This is a genomic window from Streptomyces sp. NPDC056948 (genome assembly GCF_042674225.1).
GTDB classification, from domain to species: domain Bacteria; phylum Actinomycetota; class Actinomycetes; order Streptomycetales; family Streptomycetaceae; genus Streptomyces; species Streptomyces purpurascens.
Genome location: NZ_JBHUQX010000076.1, coordinates 1 through 21389 on the forward strand (window position 1 = coordinate 1; position 21389 = coordinate 21389).

The window sequence follows — 21389 nt, forward strand, 5'->3', positions numbered from 1 at the left end:
GGCTGCGGAGGGTCGAGCAGGCTGGTGTTCCGCTGCGGGCTGCCGGGTTCGGTGCCTCGCTCGCACGGCAGGTGCTCGGCCTGGCCTTGCGGCCGCGTGGACTTGCGGGGCCCGGGGTCTCGGTCGTGCCGGCCTGCCGGGGAGCGGCGTTCGGTCAGACTGCGGTGGGTTCAGCCGGCTGGTGCTCCGGCTGGTGCTCCGCCGGGGTCTGCCGGCCGGCAGGATTCTCCGCGGCGGGCTTCGGCGCGGGTTCCCGCGGCTCTTCGTCCGTCCCGCGGCCCACGGCCAGCAGGTGGTAGCCAAGCAGCGTCACGACCGTGCCCAGGGCGATGCCGCCGACCGAGAAGTCGCCCACGGTGACGGTGACCCCGCCGATGCCGAGGACCGAACCCGCCGCGATGGGCACCAGGTTCACCGGGTCCGCGAAGTCCACCCTCGCCTTGATCCAGATCTTGGCGCCGAGCAGCCCGATCATCCCGTACAGCACCACGGTGATGCCGCCCAGCACCCCGCCGGGCGTGGCCGCGACGAGCGCGCCGAACTTGGGGCAGAGCCCGAAGGCCAGTGCCGCCGCGGCGGCCGCCCAGTACGCGGCGGTCGAGTAGACCCGGGTCGCCGCCATCACGCCGATGTTCTCCGCGTACGTCGTCGTGGGCGGTCCGCCGACCGCCGCCGAGACCGCGGTGGCCAGACCGTCGCCGAGTACCGCACGGCCGAGCACCGGGTCGAGGTTCTCCCCGGTCATCTCGCCGACCGCCTTGACGTGCCCGGTGTTCTCCGCGATCAGCGCGATCACGCCGGGCAGCACGAGCAGCGCCGCGGAGACGCTGAACGACGGGGAGTGCAGCGTGGGCAGCCCGAACCAGTCGGCCGACGCGACCGAATCCAGCTCCACACGCGCGTGGGTGGTGACCTTGCCGTCCGGGCCCGGCGCGGTGATCGGCCCGGCCACCCGGTCCAGGACCCAGGACAGGACGTAGCCGAAGACCAGCCCGACGAACACGGCCAGCCGGCTCCAGAAGCCGCGCAGCAGCACCCCGGCCCCGATGACCACGCACATGGTCGCGAGCGCCGTCCACTGGTCCTGGGGCCAGTAGATCTGCGCCACCACCGGGGCCAGGCTGAGGCCGATCAGCAGCACCACGGCGCCCGCCACGACGGGCGGGAACAGCCGGTTGACCAGGTCCGGTCCGAGGCGGTGGACGAGCAGGCCGACGACCGCGAGGACCAGGCCCGCGACCAGGATCGCGCCGGTGACGGTGGCCGTACTGCCGCCCGCCGCACGGATCGCGGCGACGCCGCCGACGAACGACGCGCTGGTCCCCAGATAGCTGGGCACCCGGCCCTGCACGACGAGGAGGAACAGCACGGTCGCGACGCCGGACATCATGATGGCCAGGTTCGGGTCGAGCCCCATCACCACGGGGAAGACGAACGTCGCGCCGAACATCGCCACCACGTGCTGGGCACCCAGGCCCAGGGTGCGCGGCCAGGAGAGGCGTTCGTGCGGCAGCACGGCCGCACCGGGCCGGGGCGCCCGGCCGTCACCGTGCAGCCGCCATCCCACGCCCAGCCTTCTCCGTGGCGGTACTTCCGTGTCCTTCATGGGATCTCTCCGGTTTCGGTCGAGTCGTGTCATGTCGCGCCGTGCCGTGCGGCGACGGTCGCGCAAGGGGGTGCGAAGGGAAGGGAACGGCCGCCCGCCGGGAAGGCCGGCTCAGGCCTCCACGTCGCAGTCGACCCGCGTCATGACGGCCTCGGCGCGCCGGTCGGCCTCCGCCGGGACATCGGCCGTGACGATCACATGGCCCACCCGCGTGTGCTTCACCTCGACGCCGCCGACCAGTTCACCCGGGTCGACGTAGGAGCGCGCGGCGGCGAGATGCGGGTTCAGGACGAGTCCCGTCAGTCCGCGGAAGGTGCCGTGCGCCGCCGTGTTGATGAAGCGCAGCGCGGCGGCACCGGAGCGCGCCGGCCGCGCCCGCGGCTCCTCGCCGAGCACGGCCTGGACGTACGCCTCGGCCATGTCGGTGCCGGTCGCGTGCTGGATCGCCTGCAGTACGGCTCCGTCGGGCGGGCCGGCGTCGATCTCGATGAGCACCGGGCCGTCCGGGGTCAGCTTGAGGTCGGTGTGCGCGATCCCGTCCCGCAGACCCAGCGCCCGCAGCCCGCGGAGCACGGTGGCGGCCGCCCGGGCCGCCGCCGGCTCGTCGAGTCCGGGCGGCACGGTGTAGCCGGTCTCCTCCCGCTCCCGGCCCTGCGTCGTGTACTTCCGGGTCAGCACCGAGTGGGTACATCGGCCCTCGTGCACCACGCTCACCAGGCTGTACTCGGGGCCTTCCAGATACTCCTGGGCGAGGGCCACCGCGTCGTAGGGGAAGCCGTAGGTCGAGTCCGCGGAGTGGTTCAGCGCCCGGCGGACGGCCGGCCGGAGCCCCTGCGGTCCGTGCAGCACGCTCACCCCCACCGACCCCGTGTTCTCCGCGGGCTTGACCACGACGGGGTAGTCGAGGCCGGCCGCCGCCAGCCGCTGCTCGGCGGCCTCGGGCGAGACCAGTGCCACGGTGCGTGCGCTGGGCACCCCGTGCTGCTGGAGCGCCTGGGCCATCTGCCACTTGTGGCGGGTGGCCGCGGCCAGGCCGGCACTGTGCCCGGGCACGCCCAGCCGGACGGCGAGGGCCGCGGCCAGCGGGGAGAACTGCGCCCCGCTGACCGCCACCGCCTCGATGCCCTGCCCGGCGCAGTACTCCGCGAGTTGGTCGACGGCCTGGTCGGCGGAGCGGAAGTCCGTGAACACCACACCGCTCAGCCCTCTGCGGGTCTGCGGCCGGCACCGGGCGTACACCTCCCGGAGCGTCGCTGCGTGCACGCTCACATCGAGCCGCTGCGCCGCCCGTACGATGCACTCCGCCGCCGTGTTCTCGACGCCGAGGAGCAGAGCTGCTCTGGCCACGTCATCTCACCCATCTCGCCGGTACTGCCGCGGGGCGGGCGTAACGGTCCGGTCGTCAACCGCCGTACGCCCTGCTGAACTTGCCGGTGATGTAGTCGCCGGAACGAACCGATGCGTGCCGGGGAGGGTTGTCCGGCCCGGTGCAGGTGGGGATGCACTCGATCAGCGCATCGTAGGAGGGCTGGTGGAAGAACGGCACCGAATAACGCTCCCGGTCCGCCAGCTCCCTGGGCGGGTTGACGACCCGGTGGACCGTGCTCACCCAGCGGTTGTTGGTCCAGATCGCCATCAGGTCGCCGATGTTGACCACGAACGAGCCCTCGATGTACGGGACGTCGAGCCAGTCGCCGTTCTTGTCCTGGACCTGCAGACCGCCGGGGCCGTCGTCCTGGTACAGGATCGTCAGGCTGCCCCAGTCGCTGTGGATGCCCTTGCGGAGCTGGCCCGGGGCCGGAGCCACGGTCTGGCGCGGATAGTAGTTCGCGGTCAGGTTCGTCATGTGCCGGTCGATCTTGTCCTCGAACCAGTCCTCAGGCAGGTCGAGGGCGAGCGCGAACAGCCGCATGATGTCGGCGGCCAGGACCTCCATGGACGCGTAGTACGACCGGTAGGCCTCGGCGAATCCGGGCAGCTCCGGCCAGTGGTTCGGGGTCGCAAGGGCCGGGGCGGCGTCGGCCGGCAGCCGGTCCGCTCCGTCCGGCTCGCCCAGCCGGTTGATGGTGAAGGTCTCGGAGACGTCGGGCAGTTTGCGCTCACGCTCCACCTCGGCGTCGGTGTTGGACGCGGCCAGGCTGCCCTTGCGGCCGAAGCCGCGCATCAGCGGGTCCTCGGGTACGGCCAGCAGCTTCGCCTTGTCCTCGGACGGCAGCGCGAAGAACTCCCGGGTGGCCCGGTACATCTCCTTGATGGCGTCCTGCTGCACCCCGTGGCCGACGATCACCAGGAAGCCGCTGGTGCGGCAGACCTCGTCGATCACGGCGCCGAGCCGGCGGTCCGCCTCGGCCGACGACCGTGCCGAACTCAGGTCGATCACCGGGACGTAGCCCTCGACCACGGTGACCTCCGCGGTCTGCACGACCGCGCTCTCAGCATTCAGTAGCGACATCGCTCCTACTCTCGATTCAGCCCCGGCGAGGGGGATTTCGGTCAGCCCCAGCGCGGGGGCGGGGGCTTCCAGTCCCGCACGAGGCTGAGGAACTCGGCCGCGTCCGCGACGGGCGCGAGGGTGCCGAGCTCTTCCTCGCGCAGGAAGCCGCTCATGGACATGCGGCAGGTCATGCGCAGCAGGCGGTCCCAGTAGCCCTCGACGTTCAGCAGGGTGACGGGCTTCTGGTGGGTGCCGAGCACCAGCCAGGCCCACACCTCGAGGATCTCCTCGGCGGTGCCCACCCCGCCCGGCAGCGCGACGAACGCGTCCGCCAGATCGGCCATGAGCTGCTTGCGCTGGTGCATGGTGTCGACGACATGCAGTTCGGTCAGGCCGCGGTGGGCGACCTCGGCGTCGACGAGATGGGTCGGCATGACGCCGGTGACCCGGCCGCCGGCCGCCAGGGCGGAGTCGGCGACGACGCCCATGAGGCCCGCCGCTCCGCCGCCGTAGACGATCTCGTGGCCCGCGGCGACGAGTTCCTTGGCGAACACGGCCGCCGCTTCCCGGTAGACCGGCCGGTTGCCCAGCGCCGATCCCGCGTAGACGGTGATACGCATGGCAGGGACCCCCTTCGGGTCAGGGGCTGACCCGGCCGAACTTCTCGAACGCCTCGTGCGTCAGCGGCATCAGACGGGCGAACTGCTCCTCCATCTGCTCGGCCACGACCTCGATCTCACGCTGCGGGTGCGAGATGTACGCGGCGTCGGCGCGGTTGGTGCGCAGGCCCAGGAAGTGCATCAGCGAGCGGGCGTTGCAGGTGGCGTAGACGGTGGAGTACGTCGCCACCGGCAGGACCACACGGGCCAGTTCGCGGGCGATGCCGGCGTCGAGCATCCTCTGGTACTCGCGGAACGCGGCGCGGTAAGCCTCACTCGTGGCCGTGCTCACCAGCTCGTAGTCCTGCTCGTCGCCCGGCACGTACTGGTAGTGGCCGGGCTTGCCGATCTGCTTCAGGGCGCGCTCGCGGTCCGGTACGTAAAAAACGCTCTTCAGGTCCTTGTAACGAGCGCTTTCTTCGTTGAAGGACCACATTCGGTGCCGCATCATGTGCCGGATCGTGAAAATCGGCGCGTGCACCAGGAAAGTCATGGAGTTGTGCTCGAAAGGGCTTCCATGGCGGCTGCGCATAAGATAGCGGATGAGGCCGCCTATGTATTCGTCGCCGCGTTCCTCGCGGTGCGCGTCCTCACCGGCCGTCGATACGCGCGCCGCACGGACGACGCCGATGTCGGACGCGGTGTGGTCGACGAGTTCGACGGTGAGCTCGCTGCGCAGTTCGATCTCGGGGCCGAAGACCGTGCTCTCGTCGGTCGCGGTCTCGATCGCCGGGCTGATCGTCATTGCTTTTTCCCTCCGTTGACCTGGCTTGGTGTCGCGTGGCTGGCTGACGTGGGGGTCAGTCCCAGCCGTGGTCGTCGGGCGACTCGCCCGCCACGACCGTCGTGGTGGCGGGAGTGCCGGCCTGGGCGGCGACGGCGGGGACGGCGGCGGCGAGGAAACCGGCGGCGGCGACGGCGGTGAGTGCGGTGCGCAGACCGCGGGCACGGGAGGTGGCGGCCAGGTGAAGGGAGATCGTGCGGAGCATTTCGTTCCTCTTTCTCTTCCGGTTTTTTGAGCGGCTCCCCCGCTCGCAATGTCCATTCTTCGGTCGCACCGGCTCCGCAATAAGGTCACACTTGTGCAGTGCGCAGGTGAGAATCCAGTGCAGGCACCCGTCCGGCATACGCGGAAGAGCCCCGTCGCCGGCGGCTGGAAACCGCTGCCCGGCGACGGGGCTCTGCGTATGGAATTAGGCGCTCCGCACTACCGGTCGAGTCCGCACACCACCCTTCCGGGCCCGGCCGGGGCGATGACCTGCTCGTCCCGGTCCCGGTCATGGATCTCGCGCACCGCGACGGTCGCCGTCACCACCGCGGCCCGGGCCAGGCCCAGTACGTCACGGGCGGAGTCCAGATCGCGCTCCGGCAGGCGCACCACGACGTCCGTGGCGCACTCGATGAGATGCAGCGCGGCCCGGGCCAGCGAGTCGTCCAGGGGGTAGCTCTGTTCCACGGCGCTGCGGGCGCTCTGCAGCAGGGTGGCCGCGCTGACGGTGTTCTGAGTCGTGTCCAACTCGGGTCTCCTCGGTAGGGGTTGCGCTTACTCGGTCCGGAAGTCGATGGCGTCGTTGATCCGTTCGCAGCGCTGAACCGCCTCCTCGCGGGAGGCCCCGGAGGCGATGGCGTACCCCGAGGTGCAGTCCGCCACGGTGAGCAGCTCGGGCACCACGTCGCCCGGGCCCTTGGCGACGACCGCGGCCGCCTGCTCGTCCCGGAAGTCGTCGAGGTACGGCAGGAAGACCAGGGGCGTCTCACCGGCCGGGACCCTGCGCACGACACCGGGCACGCCGGGGTCGACCACGACGGACCGCAGACGGCCCGGGCCGGGGGTGAAGAAGCGCACGGCCGCTCCGCCGATGGGCTCGGGGGAGGCCGCGGGCAGCGGGTCGATGCCCAGCGGCACCGTCAGGAACCAGCGGTTCAGGTCCGCCCCGAAGGCCCGCCGCACCAGCTCCGGCGCACCGCTTCCGGCCAGCCGGGCGTGCGACTCGAGCACCCGGGGTCCGTCCGGGGTCAGCACGAACTCGCTGTGCGAGGGGCCCTCGGTGAGCCCCACCGCGTCCAGCAACCGCACGGTCAGGGCGCGCAGTTCGTCGAGATGCGCGGCGGCGGCCGGGCTGGGGGTGCTGACCTCCCACTCGACGTACCGCTCGTTCATCCGGTACTCGGAGTAGCCGATCGGCACGTGCCGGCCGTCGTAGGAGAAGGAGTCCACGCTGACGACGGGCCCGTCCAGGTACTCCTCGGCGAGCGGGGCGTCGAAGCCGGCCGCGGCCAGGGCGTGCCAGGCCCGTGCCGCCTCCTCGGGACCGGCGGCCGGGTGGATGTGCAGGCTCGCGACGCCGTCCACCGGCTTGAGCACGATCCGGCCGGCCACCTCCCGCTGGAACGCGGCGGCTTCCTCCGCGTCGCGCACCACCCGGTGGCGCACCGGGCTCAGCCCGTGCTTGTCGAGCAGCTCCCGGGTCAGGGCCTTGTCCTTCAGGGCCCGGGCGGTCTCCTCCCCGACGCCCGGCAGGCCGAGGGCGTCGACCACGAACCCGGTGGACTCGGCGGCGGGTTCGGTGGTGGTCAGGACCCGGTCGAAGGGCCGCTCCCGGTGCAGCGGCAGCAGGACGTCGAGGAGCGCGGGGCCGTCGGCGATCGGGGCGTGCACGATGCGCTCGCAGTGCTCGGCGATGGCGGGGTCGTAGGCCCCCTCCTCGTGCACGAGCACCACGTCGATGCCCAGCTCGCGGGCACCGGCGATGGGCGCGGGACGGCCGCCGACGACCGCTACTCGGTGGGTCGGGGTCGGCGTCTGGTGTGTGTGGGGCGTGCCGGACAACTCGGGTCTCCCGTCGGTTCGTGGGTGCGGTGGGTGGACTGGGGTCTGGGGATCTGGGGGCGACTGGGGGCGTTGGTCAGCTCGCGTAGCAGCGGCGCAGCCAGCGCGCGCCGGGCGCCGGGTGGGGAGTGAAGGACCGGCGCCGGTGCAGTACGCGGTAGTTGTCGAAGAAGAGGAAGTCACCGGGCCGCAGCACGATTCGCTCGGCGCGCACCGTGCGCAGGGCCGCGGCGAGTTCGTCGAGGGCGGCGGCCGCCCGGGCGGTCAGGCCGCGGGTGCTGCCGTGGTCGTAGCGCAGCCGCGGGGCGGTGGCGCCGTGTTCCAGGACGGCTCCGCGCAGCGGCGGCGGCGCTCCGAGCTTGATGGAGGCGGGGGCGCGGATCTCGAACTCGGGCCGGGCCAGCGCCTCCCGGGCACCGGGCGAGAGCCGGGCGAGCACGGCGCCGACGCCCACCACGTCGGTGGGGACCCGCTCGTCGTTGCGGACGGCGTGGAAGGCCAGATGGCGCGGGACGTACGGGCGCGGGTCCCGGCCCGGCTCGCCGAACGGCAGGTGCGGATTGTCCGTGTGCCAGAAGAACTCGGCGTCGGACCCCCAGGAGCTGGTGGTTCCGGCGGAGGCCGGATGGGGCACCACGTTGCGCATCAGCCGGCCGCGGTTCTCGTACGGCACCGCGAACGGTGTGGCGCCGAGCAACTGGACGAGGCCCAGGTGCAGCGCGTTGAGGGGGGCGAGCGCGGCCTCGGGGGTGAAGCCGCCGATTGGAGTGCGCGGGGCGTCGCGGCGGGGCAGGTTCTCCAGGACCAGGACGCCGCCCTGCCGGTCACGGAACGCGCCCAGCTCCGCGACGAGTTCGCCCGGCAGATGCTGGCGCAGCGCCGACGCCCCGATGGTCGCGAGGATCGCCCCCTCGGTGTCGGGGTCGAGGGGATGGGCGTCGGCGAGCCGGTCGTCCAGCTCCTTGGCGAGGACGTCCCGGACGCCGTCGTCGAGGGCGTGGCGCACGATCTCCGGCCCGGCGCTCACGGCTGCACCCAGTAGCTCGCAGGCTGCCGCTGCCCGAGCCGGGCGAGCGGGCCCCGGACGGTCCGTACCGCCAGCCCCACGGGCGTGACAACCAGAAGATAGAGAACAAACAGGGCAAGTCTGAGCATGGTGTGGTGCTCCTCGGTGTCGGGATACGGAGAAGAAAGTGGTGCGCTCAGTCGAGCGGGATCGCCTCGCGCCAGTCGCCCTGCTCCCGCCAGTCGGGCTGCTCCGACTTGTCCAGGAGGAAGCCGCCGAGGGCGAGGAGATCGATGTCCGTGCGCATGAAGCAGGTGTAGGCGTCGTGCGGGGAGTCGACGATCGGCTCGCCCCGCACGTTGAAGGACGTGTTCACCAGGACCGGGCAGCCGGTCTCGGCCTTGAAGCTGGTCAGCAGCCGGTGGAAGGGCGCGTTGCGGTCGGCGGACACCGTCTGCACCCGGGCGGAGGAGTCGACGTGGGTCACCGCCGGGATCCTCGACCGCGCCACCTTCAGCAGGTCGAGCCCCGTTACCCGGGAGTCCCCCGCCGGCACCTCGATCCGCTGCCCGCCCGCGACCTGGCTGACGACCAGCATGTACGGGCTTTCCTGGCGCACGTCGAAGTACTCCCCGGCGTCCTCGTCGAGCACGGCGGGCGCGAACGGGCGGAACGACTCCCGGAACTTGATCTTGAGGTTCATGGCGGACCGCATCCGCGGATCGCGCGGATCGCCCAGGATCGAGCGGGCGCCGAGGGCCCGCGGCCCGAACTCCGACCGGCCCTGGAACCAGCCGACGATCTTCCCCGACGACAGCTCCTTGGCCACCCGGTCCGCCAGCGCGTCCGGATCCAGCCGGGTGTACGGCACGCCCCGGCCGTCGAGATACGCGGCGATCTCCTCGTCGTCGTGGGCCGGCCCGAGCAGGGAACCGGACATCGCGTCTCGTCCGCTGCCCAGGTGGGCGCGCGGCGCCCCGCGCTCGTGGGCCACGCTCAGGGCGGCGCCGAGCGCGCCCCCGGCGTCCCCGGCGGCGGGCTGCACCCACACCTCGTCGAAGACGCCCGCCTCGATCAGCTTCCCGTTCGCCACACAGTTCAGGGCCACCCCGCCGGCCAGGCACAGCCGGCGCTCGCCGGTGCGCTCCCGGGCCGTGCGGGCCAGGGCGATCATGACCTCCTCGGTGACCTGCTGCACCGAGGCCGCCAGATCGAACTCCCGTTGGGTCAGCGGCCCTTCAGGAGTGCGCCGGGGGCCGCCGAAGAGCCGGTCGAAGGCGGGCCCGGTCATCCGCTGCCCGCGCAGGAAGTCGAAGTACCGCATGTCGAGCCGGAAGGACCCGTCCGGCCTGACGTCGATCAGCTTCTCCCTGATCACGTCCGCGTACCGGGGCCTGCCGTAGGGGGCGAGCCCCATCAGCTTGTACTCGCCGGAGTCGACCTTGAAGCCGCAGTAGTACGTGAACGCCGAGTACAGCAGGCCCAGGGAGTGCGGGAAGCGCAGCTCGGCCAGGTTCGTCAGCCGGGCGCCCCGCCCGTGCCACAGACTGGTGGTGGCCCATTCCCCGACACCGTCGACGCACAGCACGGCGGCCGACTCGTACGGGCTCGGCAGGAACGCGGACGCGGCGTGCGAGCGGTGGTGGCGCAGCACCCGGATCTCGGGGACCCGGCCACGCCCCAGGGCGGCCAGTTCCTCGGCCACCACGTCGGCGGCCCGGCGCTTGCGGGTGAGCCAGCGGGGCAGTCCGTCGGCGAAGGCGGTGAAGCCGAAAGGGGCGGCCCGCAGGTAACTGTCCAGCACCCGGCGGAACTTCAGCGCGGGATCCTCGTAGTAGGCGACGGCGGAGACGTCCTCCAGTCCGGCCCCGGCCTCGCGCAGGCAGTACTCCACGGCGCGCGCCGGGAAGGACGGATCGTGACGGCGGCGGCTGAACCGCTCCTCCTGCGCCGCCGCGACAGGCCTGCCGTCGGCGACCAGGGCGGCCGCGCTGTCGTGGTAGAAGGCGGATATGCCCAGCACCAGGTCAGGCATGTGCGGTTCTCCTCCATCGGCGGACCAGACGGCGGGCCGGGGAGCCGGCCCTGCCGGGGTCGAGGGACAGCGAGCGGAAACCGGAACGGACCCGGGCCCAGGCGGCCTCGCGGGCACCGGACCGGCCGCCCGGAAGGGCGGCGAGATGACTGTCGACGGCGTCGCAGGCCCAGGCGGCATGGCCGCCGGCGACGTTGTCGATGGTGTTGTGGATGTCCACGAAGCGGGTGCTGAAGCCGTGCCGGCGCAGCGCCAGCCGGGCCCGGCGGTAGGAGCCTCCTACGCCGGACAGCTCCATGGCGAGGTTCAGGCCCAGGATCTCGGGCTGGAGCGTGCGCGGGAAGCGGCCCACGGCCAGCCAGAACACGGGCAGTGCGAAGGACTCCTCGGCGAAGCGCGGCCAGGCCGCGAACTCCGCGGAGCCGCCGGGCGGCGGTTCGGCGCCCATCTCGGCCAGCAACTCCCGGTAGATACGGGGGTGGTTGAGGCCGGGCTCGCCATTGCCGAGCTCGTCCCAGTACGTCTCGAAGAGCGCGAACCCGGGCTCGGCGGCGGCGAGTGCGTAGTCGGTGAAGCCGTGCAGCCAGGCACCGTCGATCATGGTGAGCGGGGCGAGCTGGACGGTCGACTCCACCAGCACTTCGCGGGACGGCAGCGGCGCGTCCTGTCCTGCGGTGAACTCCTCCGCGTGCCGCTCGTGCTGCTCCGACAGCCAGGGCCGCAGACCCTCGTCGGGCCAGGTGTCCGGCAGGCGGTAGGCGCCTCCGTCCACGCTGCGGCGGGCCCGGTCCAGCCAGTCCCGCGCGTAGCGGGCCGCCCAGTCGCTCAACGCCGGGGTGTCGGTCCGGGTCCCCAGCAGCCGGTACGCCTCGCGCAGGTCCTTCGGCTCCCGGCCCTGTTCGTCCCCGGGCGACCGCCAGGCCGGCAGCTCGGGCGTCGGGCCGGGGCGCCGGGCCCGGGTCGGGGCCCCGCCGGTGGCGTGGTCCGCCGGAAGGGAGTCGATCCACCGGCGGATCACGGTCAGCTCCTCGGGCGCGAACACTCGGAACATCGCCCCGCGTTCCCCGACCAGGCCGTTGACCAGGGGACTGGCCGCGCTGCGGCCCGGGCGTACGAGTCTGCTCCTGGCCAGGGCGCCGAGCAGTGGCCCCGGATCGGTACGGCTCTGCGCCAGCCAGTCGGCCAACGGCCGCCCCTCCAGGGCGAAGTCGTGGTGATACACGGCCGCTTCCCGCGCCCGCAGCCGCAGCAGCTCGGCCATGTCGTGCGCCGGGTCCCGGGCATCGTCGAGCCGCTCGTACAGCCCGTCGACCCAGTCGCGCAGGGCGCCGAAGACCCACCGGAAACCGGCGGCGAACCGGTCCTGGACGACATCGCCCGCGTGCTCTCCCGTCGCCGTCAGATCGATCCGCCCCCACTCCGCGCCCGGGCGCGCCTCGCGCACCAGGGCGAGTGGCGGGAGCAGCCCGACCGCTCGCAGGCAGGCGTCGGCGCCGAGGAGTTCGTCGTGGAACTCCTCCGGTGCGCGGCTCATGGTGAGGAGCCGGGCGGGCAGGGCGAACGCGTCGTCGGGGATGCGCCGGTCATGGGCGAGGCCCGGTGCGGAGGAGGCGTACTCGGCGACCTCCAGGGCGCGCAGCAGGGCCAGGTAGGCGCTGCCCCGGCCGGCGGCGGGCCTGCCGACGCCCACGTCCTCGGCGTAGCGGGCCAGCAGGCGCAGCAGCGCGGGATCCTCCGCGCCGGCCGGTGAGCTCAGCCCCTGCAGCCAGGCGCCGGCGACCAGGGCCAGCGGGGCGCACTCGAGGGCGGCCCGACGCACCAGCGCGTCGCGACTGCCGTCGGAGCCGCAGCCACCGAGGAGAGCTCGGAACCTTTCGGCGGCGAGCCGCGACCACGCGGAGACACCCGCGACAAGCACGGCCGAGCCTTCCCGACCGGGTCCGGACGCCACAACCGCACCGGCACGCACGACGGGTGCCGCAGTGGCCGTCGCCCCGGTCCCGCCGCTCGCGTCCGGCTCCTCCCGCTCGACGGCGGCTGCTGTCCGGGCCTCGGTGCGTCCGTCCGGCACCGGCCGCTCCGCGGCGCCCGCCGTCCCCGTCTCGCCGCTCGCGTCCGGTTCTTCCCGCTCCGCGGTGGCCGCCGTCCTGGTCTCGCCGCGTCCATCCGACTCTTGTCGCTCCACGGCGGCCGCTGCCTCGGTCTCGGCACGTGCGTCCGGCTCTTCTCGCTCCGCAGTGGCCGTCGCCTCGGCCTTGGCGCGTCCGGCTGGCGACTCGCATCCCGCAGCGGTCGCCGTCCGGGCCTCGCCGCGTGCGTCCGGCTCCGGCCGCTCCGCAGCGCCCGCCGTCCCGGTCTTGCCGTGCGCGTCCGGCTCCTGCCGCATCGAGGCTGCCTCGATCTCCGAGCGGATCGCGGTCAGCAAGCGCGTGCCCGGGGGCCCGCACTCGGGGTCCGCCGCGGTGGCGTACAGGGTGCGCGACGCGGTTCCGTTCACGGTTCTTCCCTCCCCGTTGTCCTTCGAGTGCGGCGGATCAGAACATGGGATAGATCGAGGCATCCGGCTGCTTGCTCTTGCGGGAGCGGAACAGCCGGGTGGTGAGGAACCGGGCGAGGGCGCTGCGCAGGGCGGACATACGGGGTTCTCCGTTCGGTTCGTGACGGCTCGTGGGGTGTGACGGGTCAGTTCTGGAAGAGCGGCCCGCGGTGCGTCTTGTGCTGGGCCGCCTGCGCCAGCGGTCGGACGACGAGCTGGTCGACGTTCACGTGCGGCGGCAGCCCGACGGCGAAGGACACGCACTCGGCGATGTCCTCGGCCCGCAGCGGCCGGTCCACGTCCGCGTAGACGGCAGCCGCCCGCTCTTGGTCGCCGTGGAAGCGGTTGAGGGCGAACTCCTCGGTGTGCACCATCCCCGGCGCCACCTCCACCACCCGCACCGGCTCCCCGCACAGTTCGAGCCGCAGCGTCTCGCCGAGCGCGCGCTGGGCGTGCTTCGCGGCGCTGTACCCGCCGCCGCCCTCATAGGTGACATGGGCCGCGGTGGACGTGATGTTCACGACCGTGCCGCCGCCCTGCCGCAGCAGCGGCAGCAGCGCCTGCGTGAGGTGCAGCGTGCCGAGCACGTTGACGGAGTACATGTGCTGCCAGTGCGCGGGCGAACCCGCGGCCACGGCGTCCGCGCCGAGCGCCCCGCCGGCGTTGTTCACCAGCACGTCACAGCCAGCGAGCGTGTCCGCGAAGGCGCGTACGGCCTCGGCGTCGGTGACGTCCAGCACGACGGCCCGGCCGCCCGTCTCGCCGGCCACCCGGTCGAGCAGCTCACCGCGCCGGGCCACCAGCACGGTGGCGTACCCCTCCTTGGCCAGCCGCCGGGCCACGGCGGCCCCGATCCCACTGCTCGCTCCTGTCACCACGGCGGTCCTGGTCATACCTGGCCTTCCTCGAAGTCGTCGTTCGCAAAGGGCTGGACCCAGACGACTGTGCTGGCGCGGCCGGGCGCCCGGAAGGGTCAAAGGCGTGCAGTGCAGGGTTCTGCAGCGCGACCGGGGTGCCTTCATGCCTGTGCGGCCGCGCATTTGTGAGGGTTCCGGCGCGCCCGCGACGACGGAAGAGTCACCGCCGCAACCGCTTGGGACCTGAGCACCGGGAGGACGGCATGACGGAGCAACGGGTGACTCTCACCCCGCAGATGCTGCGGTACGACGACTTCGACGACCGGGGCCGCACCCGCTGGCTTCCGTACCTGATGTACTTCCACCGCGCCCACTACGGCTCGGACACCGTCAACACCGACGAACTGGGCTTCCGCTACTCGTGCGGGCCGGACGGCGAGCGGGCCTCCGTGGCGGAGCAGCCGGACACGCCCGTGCGGCTGTTCGCCGGCAGCTCCACCGCGTTCGGCATCGGCGCGACCAGCGACGCGGCGACCCTGCCGTCCCGCCTGTGGAGCACCCACGCCCCCTCCGCGCCGTGGCTGAACTTCGCGGGCCGCAGCTACAACTCCGCCCAGGAGTTCCTGCTGTTCTCGCTCTACCGCCATCTGCTGCCGCGGGTCAGCGACATCGTGGTGTTCTCCGGCCTGAACAACCTCGCCCTGGCCCGGCTGCCCGAGGAGCAGCGTGGCGACCACGGCGGCTTCTTCAACTGCGGCGAGTACTTCGAGCAGATGGAAGGACTCAGGCGCGGCCACCGCGGCCGTACGTCCCGCTTCGGCCGGGCGGAGAAGGAAGCGCCCCGGGCGGCGGAGCCGGTGCGGCCGCTGGAGGACCGCATCGACCACGCCGTCGAACTCACCGCCCGGCACCTGGAGAACTGGCAGGCGCTCGCGCACGGCACCGACGCCCGGATCACCTTCGTCCTGCAACCGCTGGCCGGCTGGGTCCGCGAGGAGCCCGCGCCCCAGGAGAAGCTCCTGTTCGACGAGCTCGACCGGCGCTCCAACTTCTGGGAGCTGTACGGCGACATCGCCACCATGGAGCCGGCCCGCCGGTACGCGTACGGGCTCGAACTCGCCTGCAACAAGATCGGCGTGGACTTCCTCGACCTCAACCCGCTGCTCGCCGAGGCCGCCGGGCCCCGCGACTGGCTCTTCGTGGACCGCGCGCACTTCACGGACCTGGGCCACGACCTCACCGCACGCCTGATCGCCGAGGAACTGCGCCTGTTCTGAAGTGCCGGCCCGGATTCCGCGAATACCAGCCCCGGCTTCCGTGAAGACCGGCCCGGCTTCCGTACGCGAACGTCCCCACGACAGCGAGGAACCCCATGACACTCCCGTACCGCATCGCCATGGTCGGCGGCCGACCCGCCCCGATCGCCGGCGCCCGCGAGCTGGGCATCGACGTCGTGCTCGTCCACGAGGAGGGCCGCTACGACCCCGCGATCGCCCGGCACTGCGAACGCGTCGTGCACGCCCCCGTCAACGACGGCCCCGCCATCCTGGCCGCGCTGCGGCCCCTGCACGAGGAGCGCCCCTTCGACCGGGTGCTGACCACCTCGGAGCCCGCCGGTGTCGCCGTCGGCCAGGTGGTGACCGCCCTCGGTCTGCCCGGCGTCGGCGAGGAGACCGCCCGCGTCCTGAAGGACAAGCGGCTGACTCGCGAGCGGCTGGCCGAGCACGGACTCAGCCCGGTCCGGCACCGGCTGCTGCACAGCCCGCGGGACGCGGCCGACTTCTTCACGGAACTCGGCACCGGGCGGGCCGTCGTCAAACCGGTCGACGGGGCGGCCAGCCGCCACATCCTGCTGGTCTCCAGCGCCCACGAGGCGGCCCTCGCCTTCAAGACCATCGAGCAGGGCGGCGGTTCGAGCGCGCTCGGCGAGGAGTACCTGGAGGGCCCCGTCGTCGCCGCCGACGCCTTCTCCCTCGGCGGCCGACACGTCGTCCTCGGATTCTCCGAGTACCGGATCAACGAGCGGTTCGTGGAGTGGGAGGTCAGCGCCCCGAGCCGGATCGCCGCCCCGCAGGAGGCCGCGCTGCGCGAGCTGACCGTGCGGCTGCTGGACGCCGTCGGACTGACCGAGGGCCCCTCCTACAGCGAGTTCGTGCTCACCGCCGACGGCCCCCGCGTCCTGGAGTCCCACGCCCGCCTCGGCGGCTGCGGCGCCCCCGAACTGGCCCGGCGCGCCTTCGGCCTGGACCCGGCCCGGATGCTGCTGACCGTGCCGCTCGGCATCGAGCCGCTGCCCGAGACCTCCCCGGTCCCGCTGGGCGGCGCGGCCCTGCGCTATCTCACGCCCCGCCCCGGCACCGTCACCTCGGTCACCGTCGACGAAGGCCTGCCGGGCGTCGTCAAGCGCGTCCCCGAGGGCGTGGCCAACGACCTCTACCTGCCGTTCTTCGACGAACTCAAGGACCACGAGACCGGTGCGGCCGTCGCCCTCAACCCCGGCGAACAGGTCCCCGAGCTGCTCACCCTCGCCCACGCGAGCGCCGGCTACGTCATCTCCTCCGGCCGCGACGCCGACGACGCGGTGGACCGCTGCGCCCGGGTGGCCGAGGGCATCCGCATCGAGACCGACGGAGTCACCGCGCCATGAGCGAGCACCCGGCACCGCACCCCGGCCCCGACCGGCCGCACGTCCTCGTCCTGCACCGCTGGCGCGACGAACACGCCCTCTACGAGAACTACATCGACCACCGCGCACACCGGGTCACCTATGTGACCAACCCCCTCGGCTGGCCCTCCCTGCCCCCGGCGGCCGCCGGGATCGTCGAGATCCCCGCCACCGACGACATCGAGCAGGCGCACGCCGCCGCCACGGCGCTGGCCGCGCTGTTCGGCCCGGTGGACCGGGTGGTGGCCCTGAACGAGGGCGACCTCGACACCGCCGCCGAACTGCGCGCCCGGCTCGGCTGCCCCGGGCAGCTCCCGGGCGAACTGGCCCGGTTCCGGGACAAGTTGCAGATGTGCGAGGCGGTCGCGGCGGCCGGACCGCGCACCCCCGCCTTCGCCGACGCCCCGGACCGCGCCGCCGTAGCCCGGTTCGCGGCGGCGCACGGCTGGCCGGTGGTGGTCAAGCCGCGGCGCGGCACCGCCAGCCGGGGCGTGCTGATCGTCGACTCGCCGGACGGCCTGTCCGCGCTCGACGGGCTGCCGGACGAGCCACGGCTGGTGCAGGAGTTCTGCGGCGACACGATCTACCACGTCGACGGGCTCTGGACCGGCGGCGCGCTCGGGCCGTGGCGGGCCTCCCGGTACGTCAACACCTGCGCGGACTTCGCCGCCGGCGGCGGCGTCGTCCTCGGTTCGGTGGAGGAGGACGAGCCCGAACTCGTCGCAGCCCTGGGCGAGTTCACCGCCTCCGTCGCGGCCGCCCTCAGTGACCGGCCCTGGGTGTTCCACCTGGAGGTCTTCGTCGGCCGGGATGCGGACGGGCGACCGGAGCTGCGGTTCCTGGAGGCCGGGTGCCGGGTCGGGGGCGCGGAGATCCCGTTCGTGTGGCGTGAGGTGCACGGCATCGACCTGATGAGGGCGGCGGTCGACGTCCAGCTCGGCCGGACACCCGCGCTGTCCGCTCCGGCGTCCTGGCGCACCGGGGGCTGGCTGCTCGTCCGGACGCCGGTGCCGGCGCCCTGCCGGGTCGTGGCCGCGCAGCCGCTCGATCCGCGTGACGACGGGCCCTACGCGCAGGTCGTGCCGGACCGGGGCACCGTCGTGCCCGAGGCCGGCGGATACGAGCACGTGGGTGCCCGCTTCCGGTTCCGCGGCTCGGGCACCGCCCAGGTGGAGAGCTCGATCGCGAAGGCGGCGGCCCGCTTCCGGCTGGAGTGCGAGGCGGTGGCATGAGGCACACCGGCGGCGGCACGAAGCGCACCCGCGCCGGCATGTCGGACGCCCTGGCCCCGCTGCGGCTGCGGGACTACCGCCGCCTGTGGGCCGGCACCCTGCTGAGCAACCTCGGTGACGGGGCCACCTGGACGGCCCTGTCCTGGATGGCGATCGTGCAGGGCGACGCGGCGGCCCTCGGCTTCCTCGGACTCTGCTACACGGCACCGGTGATCGGCGGCGGGGCCCTCGTCGGGCCCCTGCTCGACCGGTTCGACCGGCGCCGGATGCTGGTCGCCGACTCGGTGCTGCGCGGACTGGCCGTCGCGAGCGTCCCGGCCGCCGCCGCCCTGGGCCCGGTGTCCCTGGGGCACCTGTATGTCGTGGCGGCCGTGTACGGCCTGCTGAAGATCGTGCCGCTGGGCGCGGTCCCGGCGATGCTGCCCGACCTGGTGCCGCCGCGGCTGCTCCACAGCGCCTCGGCCCTGGAGTCGGTCTCGCTCGGCGTGGGCCGCATCCTCGGCCCCGTCGTCGGCGGCGCGCTGATCCCGCTGGCCGGCGCCGACGGGGTGCTGCTGGTGGACGCGGTGAGCTACGGCGCCCTCGCGCTGGCCGCCCTCGCCCTGCGGCTGCCGTACCGGCGAGGCGCGAAGCCCGTCGGCGAGGCACCCGCGAGCGGCTGGCGCCCGGTGGTGACGCTGTTGCGCGCGGACGGGGTGCTGCTCGCCATCACCGTGGGCTTCGGCCTGTTCAACCTGGCGATGGGCATGCTGCTCGTCCTGGAACCCTGGCTGGCGCACGACCGGTTCGACGGCGGCGCGGGCCTGCTCGGGCTGATCCTCGCGGTGTCCGGCGCGGCGAACCTGGTGGGCTCGCTGTGCGTCGGCATGCTGCCGCCCGCGGACCGCCAGATGCTGCGGATCGGGATCCTCCAGGCCGTCGCCGGCGGCTCGCTGCTCCTGCTGCTGGTGCCGTCCCTGCCGGTGGTGCTGGCCGGCCTGGTGCTGTGCAACCTGCTGTCCACGCCGATGGCCGTCTCCTCCCAGGCGCTGCGCCTGACCCGCATCCCCGAGGAGCTGCGCGGCCGCACGCTCATCCTGATGCGCACGGTCATGAACGCCACCACCCCGGTGGGCACCGCGCTGGCCGGACCGCTGCTGGCCGTCGGCGCCCACGGCGTCCTGGTCGTCCTCATGACGCTGAGCGCCGCCCTGCCGGGCCTCTGGCTCGTACGGGCCTACCGCGCCACGTCGTTCGCCGCCGAACTGGGCGTGGCCGCCCACCCCCCTCCCACACCGCGAAGGAGTGCACCCGATGCGCACCATGTTCAAGTCCAAGATCCACCGCGCCACCGTCACCCAGGCCGACCTGCACTACGTGGGCTCCGTGACCGTTGACGCCGACCTCATGGACGCCGCGGACCTGCTCCCCGGCGAGCAGGTCCACATCGTCGACGTCACCAACGGCGCCCGTCTGGAGACGTACGTCATCGAGGGCGAGCGCGGCAGCGGCGTCATCGGCATCAACGGCGCCGCCGCCCACCTCGTGCAGCCCGGCGACACGGTCATCCTCATCAGCTACACCCTGGTCGACGACGCCGCGGCCCGCTCCCTGATCCCGAGCGTGGTCCACGTCGACACCACCAACCGCGTCATCACCCTCGGCGACGACCCCGCCGCCCCGGTCCCGGGCACGGACACCCTCCGCAACCCCCTGGCCGTCCTGAGCGGGGCGGGCGCCCGGTCGGCACGCTGAGGTCAACGCAGCTCGCGATACAGCCGGAACAGCCCGCCGTGCCTGAGCACGCGATCACCGCGTCGGTGAACGACCGCTGCCGCTCGGGCCCGTCGACATCTCTTTTCGCCGGCCCCCTACACCGCCAGCCACACCGCCTGGTCCGGCCCCAGCCGCCCGTTCTCCAGCGGGCCGCTGGACAGGAGGAGCCCGGAGTGGCCGGGCAGCTCGTACGGCTCGGCGGAGAGGTTGACCACGCACACGAAGCCCGGGTCCCGGGTGAAGGCCAGCACCCCGGCCGGTGTGTCCAGCCAGGTCATCGAGCCGTCGCCGAGGGCGGGATGGTCGCGCCGGATGCGCAGCGCCGCACGGTAGAGCTCCAGCATGGACGTCGAGTCGCCGGTCTGGCTCTCGACGGTGTGCTCGGCCCACAGGGCGGGCTGGGGCAGCCAGGGCCCGGCCGTGGCGCCGTCGGGACTGAATCCGTAGGGAGCGGTGCGCCCGGACCAGGGGATCGGGACGCGGCAGCCGTCGCGGCCCCGGTCGGTGTGGCCGGAGCGTTCCCAGGTCGGGTCCTGGAGGAGGTCCTCGGGCAGGTCCTCGACCTCGGGCAGGCCGAGTTCCTCGCCCTGGTAGACGTAGGCGCCGCCGGGCAGGGCGAGCATCAGCAGGGCGGCGGCCCGGGCCCGCCGGGTGCCGAGCTCGAAGTCCAGGGGGCCCTCCGGGCGGTAGCTCTCGTTGGCCACCCAGCGCTTGGCGGTACGGCGGCCGTAGCGGCTCGGGTGGCGCGTCACGTCGTGGTTGGAGAGGACCCAGGTGGCCGGTGCGCCGACCGCGCCGAGCATGGAGAGGGAGTCGTCGATGACCGCGCGCAGGTCCTTCGGGTCCCAACTCGACATGAGGAAGTCGAAGTTGAAGGCGGTGTGCAGACCGTCCCTGCGGACGTACGCCGCCAGCCGCTCAGGCGTGTCGGCCCAGGCCTCGGCGACGAAGGAGCGGTCGCCGGGGAACTCGTCGGCGACCTTGCGCCAGGAGCGGTATATCTCGTGCACCTCGTCCCGGTCCCAGTGCGGATGGTCCACGTGCCGCGAGGGCGGCCCGGCGTCCGGCTCCCGGCGGGGCGGCAGGTCGGGCAGCTCCGGATGCTTGATCAGACCGTGGGCGACATCGATACGGAAGCCGTCCACACCCCGGCCGAACCAGAACCGCAGGACGGACTCGAACTCGGCCCGCACCTCGGGGTGCTGCCAGTTCAGGTCGGGCTGCTCGGGTGCGAACAGGTGCAGATACCACTCCCCGTCGGGCAGCCGGGTCCAGGCCGGGCCGCCGAAGCAGGACACCCAGTCGTTCGGCGGCTGAGCCCCGTCGGCTCCGCGCCCGGGCCGGAAGACGTAGCGCTCGCGTTCCGCGCTGCCCGGTCCGGCGGCGAGGGCCGCCTGGAACCAGGCGTGCCGGTCGGAGGTGTGGTTGGGCACGATGTCGGGGATCACACGGATCCCGTGCGCGTGCGCCTCCTCGATGAACCGCTCGGCGTCGGCCAGGGTGCCGAACAGCGGGTCGATGGCGCGGAAGTCGGCGACGTCGTAGCCGTGGTCGGCCATGGGCGACTTGTACCAGGGGTTGATCCAGACGGCGTCCACGCCGAGGGACTTCAGGTAGGGCAGGCGGGAGCGCAGGCCGGCGATGTCGCCGACGCCGTCGCCGTTCCCGTCGGCGAAGCTGCGGATGTAGACCTGGTAGATGACGGCACTGCGCCACCAGGGTGCGGTGGGGGACACGGGGCTCCTTCTGATGCGGGGCGGGACTACGGGCGGGG

18 protein-coding genes are annotated in these 21389 nt (G+C 73.1%); 5 read left to right on the plus strand and 13 right to left on the minus strand.

All coding sequences use genetic code 11. From position 1 onward, the window contains the following. Nucleotides 1-154: 154 nt before the first annotated feature. The 12 genes from ACFTZL_RS12670 to ACFTZL_RS12725 all read right to left on the minus strand — a co-directional run bounded on the left by ACFTZL_RS12670 (nt 155) and on the right by ACFTZL_RS12725 (nt 13999). Nucleotides 155-1606: a uracil-xanthine permease family protein gene (locus ACFTZL_RS12670; RefSeq protein ID WP_382580902.1), complete on the minus strand. Its 1452-nt coding sequence runs from the start codon at nt 1604-1606 to the stop codon at nt 155-157. A 111-nt stretch (nt 1607-1717) separates the two neighbouring features. Continuing rightward, entirely contained in the window at nt 1718-2953 is a 1236-nt protein-coding gene (locus ACFTZL_RS12675) for an ATP-grasp domain-containing protein (protein ID WP_382580904.1), read from the minus strand. Between the two features lie 55 nt (nt 2954-3008). After that, the gene (locus ACFTZL_RS12680; RefSeq protein WP_382580906.1) at nt 3009-4058 is read right to left on the minus strand and encodes an isopenicillin N synthase family dioxygenase; all 1050 of its coding nucleotides are present in this window, start codon (nt 4056-4058) and stop codon (nt 3009-3011) included. A 41-nt stretch (nt 4059-4099) separates the two neighbouring features. Then, the gene (locus ACFTZL_RS12685; RefSeq protein ID WP_382580907.1) at nt 4100-4660 is read right to left on the minus strand and encodes a TIGR00730 family Rossman fold protein; all 561 of its coding nucleotides are present in this window, start codon (nt 4658-4660) and stop codon (nt 4100-4102) included. A 19-nt stretch (nt 4661-4679) separates the two neighbouring features. Then, complete coding sequence (gene thyX / locus ACFTZL_RS12690; RefSeq protein WP_382580909.1) at nt 4680-5444, minus strand: FAD-dependent thymidylate synthase; 765 nt, start codon at nt 5442-5444, stop codon at nt 4680-4682. Nucleotides 5445-5499: 55 nt separating this feature from the next. Then, on the minus strand, nt 5500-5688 hold the full coding sequence (locus ACFTZL_RS12695) for a hypothetical protein (RefSeq protein ID WP_382580911.1): 189 nt from the start codon (nt 5686-5688) through the stop codon (nt 5500-5502). 218 nt (nt 5689-5906) lie between these two features. Continuing rightward, nucleotides 5907-6215, minus strand: a complete 309-nt coding sequence (locus tag ACFTZL_RS12700; protein ID WP_382580913.1) for a hypothetical protein — start codon at nt 6213-6215, stop codon at nt 5907-5909. A 27-nt stretch (nt 6216-6242) separates the two neighbouring features. Continuing rightward, nucleotides 6243-7529 (minus strand): ATP-grasp domain-containing protein, encoded by a 1287-nt coding sequence (locus ACFTZL_RS12705; protein WP_382580915.1) that lies wholly within the window; start codon nt 7527-7529, stop codon nt 6243-6245. A gap of 76 nt (nt 7530-7605) precedes the next feature. Further along, nucleotides 7606-8556 carry a TauD/TfdA family dioxygenase gene (locus tag ACFTZL_RS12710; RefSeq protein ID WP_382580917.1) on the minus strand — a complete coding sequence of 317 codons (951 nt, stop codon included), beginning with the start codon at nt 8554-8556 and terminating at the stop codon, nt 7606-7608. Between the two features lie 175 nt (nt 8557-8731). Then, nucleotides 8732-10570, minus strand: coding sequence for a carbamoyltransferase (locus ACFTZL_RS12715; protein ID WP_382580919.1), 1839 nt, complete (start codon nt 10568-10570; stop codon nt 8732-8734). Next, nucleotides 10563-13067, minus strand: coding sequence for an iron-containing redox enzyme family protein (locus ACFTZL_RS12720; RefSeq protein WP_382580921.1), 2505 nt, complete (start codon nt 13065-13067; stop codon nt 10563-10565). Before ACFTZL_RS12720 ends, ACFTZL_RS12715 begins: the two co-directional genes overlap by 8 nt. Nucleotides 13068-13252: 185 nt before the next feature. Further along, a complete protein-coding gene (locus ACFTZL_RS12725; protein WP_382580923.1) occupies nt 13253-13999 on the minus strand; it encodes an SDR family oxidoreductase in 747 nt (248 codons plus the stop codon). 227 nt (nt 14000-14226) lie between these two features. Here ACFTZL_RS12725 and ACFTZL_RS12730 point away from each other — a divergent pair, with 227 nt between their 5' ends. The 5 genes from ACFTZL_RS12730 (at nt 14227) to panD (ending at nt 19594) form a co-directional block, all read left to right on the plus strand. After that, nucleotides 14227-15240: an Inducer of phenazine A gene (locus ACFTZL_RS12730; protein ID WP_382580924.1), complete on the plus strand. Its 1014-nt coding sequence runs from the start codon at nt 14227-14229 to the stop codon at nt 15238-15240. Nucleotides 15241-15335: 95 nt separating this feature from the next. Next, nucleotides 15336-16610: an ATP-grasp domain-containing protein gene (locus ACFTZL_RS12735; protein ID WP_382580926.1), complete on the plus strand. Its 1275-nt coding sequence runs from the start codon at nt 15336-15338 to the stop codon at nt 16608-16610. Next, complete coding sequence (locus ACFTZL_RS12740; protein WP_382580927.1) at nt 16607-17860, plus strand: acetyl-CoA carboxylase biotin carboxylase subunit family protein; 1254 nt, start codon at nt 16607-16609, stop codon at nt 17858-17860. Before ACFTZL_RS12735 ends, ACFTZL_RS12740 begins: the two co-directional genes overlap by 4 nt. Beyond that, nucleotides 17857-19236, plus strand: a complete 1380-nt coding sequence (locus ACFTZL_RS12745) for an MFS transporter (RefSeq protein ID WP_382580929.1) — start codon at nt 17857-17859, stop codon at nt 19234-19236. Before ACFTZL_RS12740 ends, ACFTZL_RS12745 begins: the two co-directional genes overlap by 4 nt. Continuing rightward, nucleotides 19154-19594: an aspartate 1-decarboxylase gene (panD, locus tag ACFTZL_RS12750; RefSeq protein WP_382580931.1), complete on the plus strand. Its 441-nt coding sequence runs from the start codon at nt 19154-19156 to the stop codon at nt 19592-19594. Before ACFTZL_RS12745 ends, panD begins: the two co-directional genes overlap by 83 nt. A 116-nt stretch (nt 19595-19710) precedes the next feature. On the opposite strand, the gene ACFTZL_RS12755 is transcribed toward panD, so the two are convergent. Next, entirely contained in the window at nt 19711-21351 is a 1641-nt protein-coding gene (locus tag ACFTZL_RS12755; protein ID WP_382580933.1) for a glycoside hydrolase family 13 protein, read from the minus strand. Between the last annotated feature and the right edge of the window lie 38 nt (nt 21352-21389).

Bases quoted from the DNA above. Each gene is read 5' to 3' on its own strand.
- ACFTZL_RS12740 (WP_382580927.1), top strand. From the start codon at position 16,607: ATGAGCGAGCACCCGGCACCGCACCCCGGCCCCGACCGGCCGCACGTC.
- ACFTZL_RS12680 (WP_382580906.1), bottom strand. From the start codon at position 4,058: ATGTCGCTACTGAATGCTGAGAGCGCGGTCGTGCAGACCGCGGAGGTC.
- ACFTZL_RS12670 (WP_382580902.1), bottom strand. From the start codon at position 1,606: ATGAAGGACACGGAAGTACCGCCACGGAGAAGGCTGGGCGTGGGATGG.
- ACFTZL_RS12730 (WP_382580924.1), top strand. From the start codon at position 14,227: ATGACGGAGCAACGGGTGACTCTCACCCCGCAGATGCTGCGGTACGAC.
- ACFTZL_RS12715 (WP_382580919.1), bottom strand. From the start codon at position 10,570: ATGCCTGACCTGGTGCTGGGCATATCCGCCTTCTACCACGACAGCGCG.
- ACFTZL_RS12745 (WP_382580929.1), top strand. From the start codon at position 17,857: ATGAGGCACACCGGCGGCGGCACGAAGCGCACCCGCGCCGGCATGTCG.
- ACFTZL_RS12725 (WP_382580923.1), bottom strand. From the start codon at position 13,999: ATGACCAGGACCGCCGTGGTGACAGGAGCGAGCAGTGGGATCGGGGCC.
- ACFTZL_RS12685 (WP_382580907.1), bottom strand. From the start codon at position 4,660: ATGCGTATCACCGTCTACGCGGGATCGGCGCTGGGCAACCGGCCGGTC.
- thyX (WP_382580909.1), bottom strand. From the start codon at position 5,444: ATGACGATCAGCCCGGCGATCGAGACCGCGACCGACGAGAGCACGGTC.
- ACFTZL_RS12695 (WP_382580911.1), bottom strand. From the start codon at position 5,688: ATGCTCCGCACGATCTCCCTTCACCTGGCCGCCACCTCCCGTGCCCGC.
- ACFTZL_RS12735 (WP_382580926.1), top strand. From the start codon at position 15,336: ATGACACTCCCGTACCGCATCGCCATGGTCGGCGGCCGACCCGCCCCG.
- panD (WP_382580931.1), top strand. From the start codon at position 19,154: ATGCGCACCATGTTCAAGTCCAAGATCCACCGCGCCACCGTCACCCAG.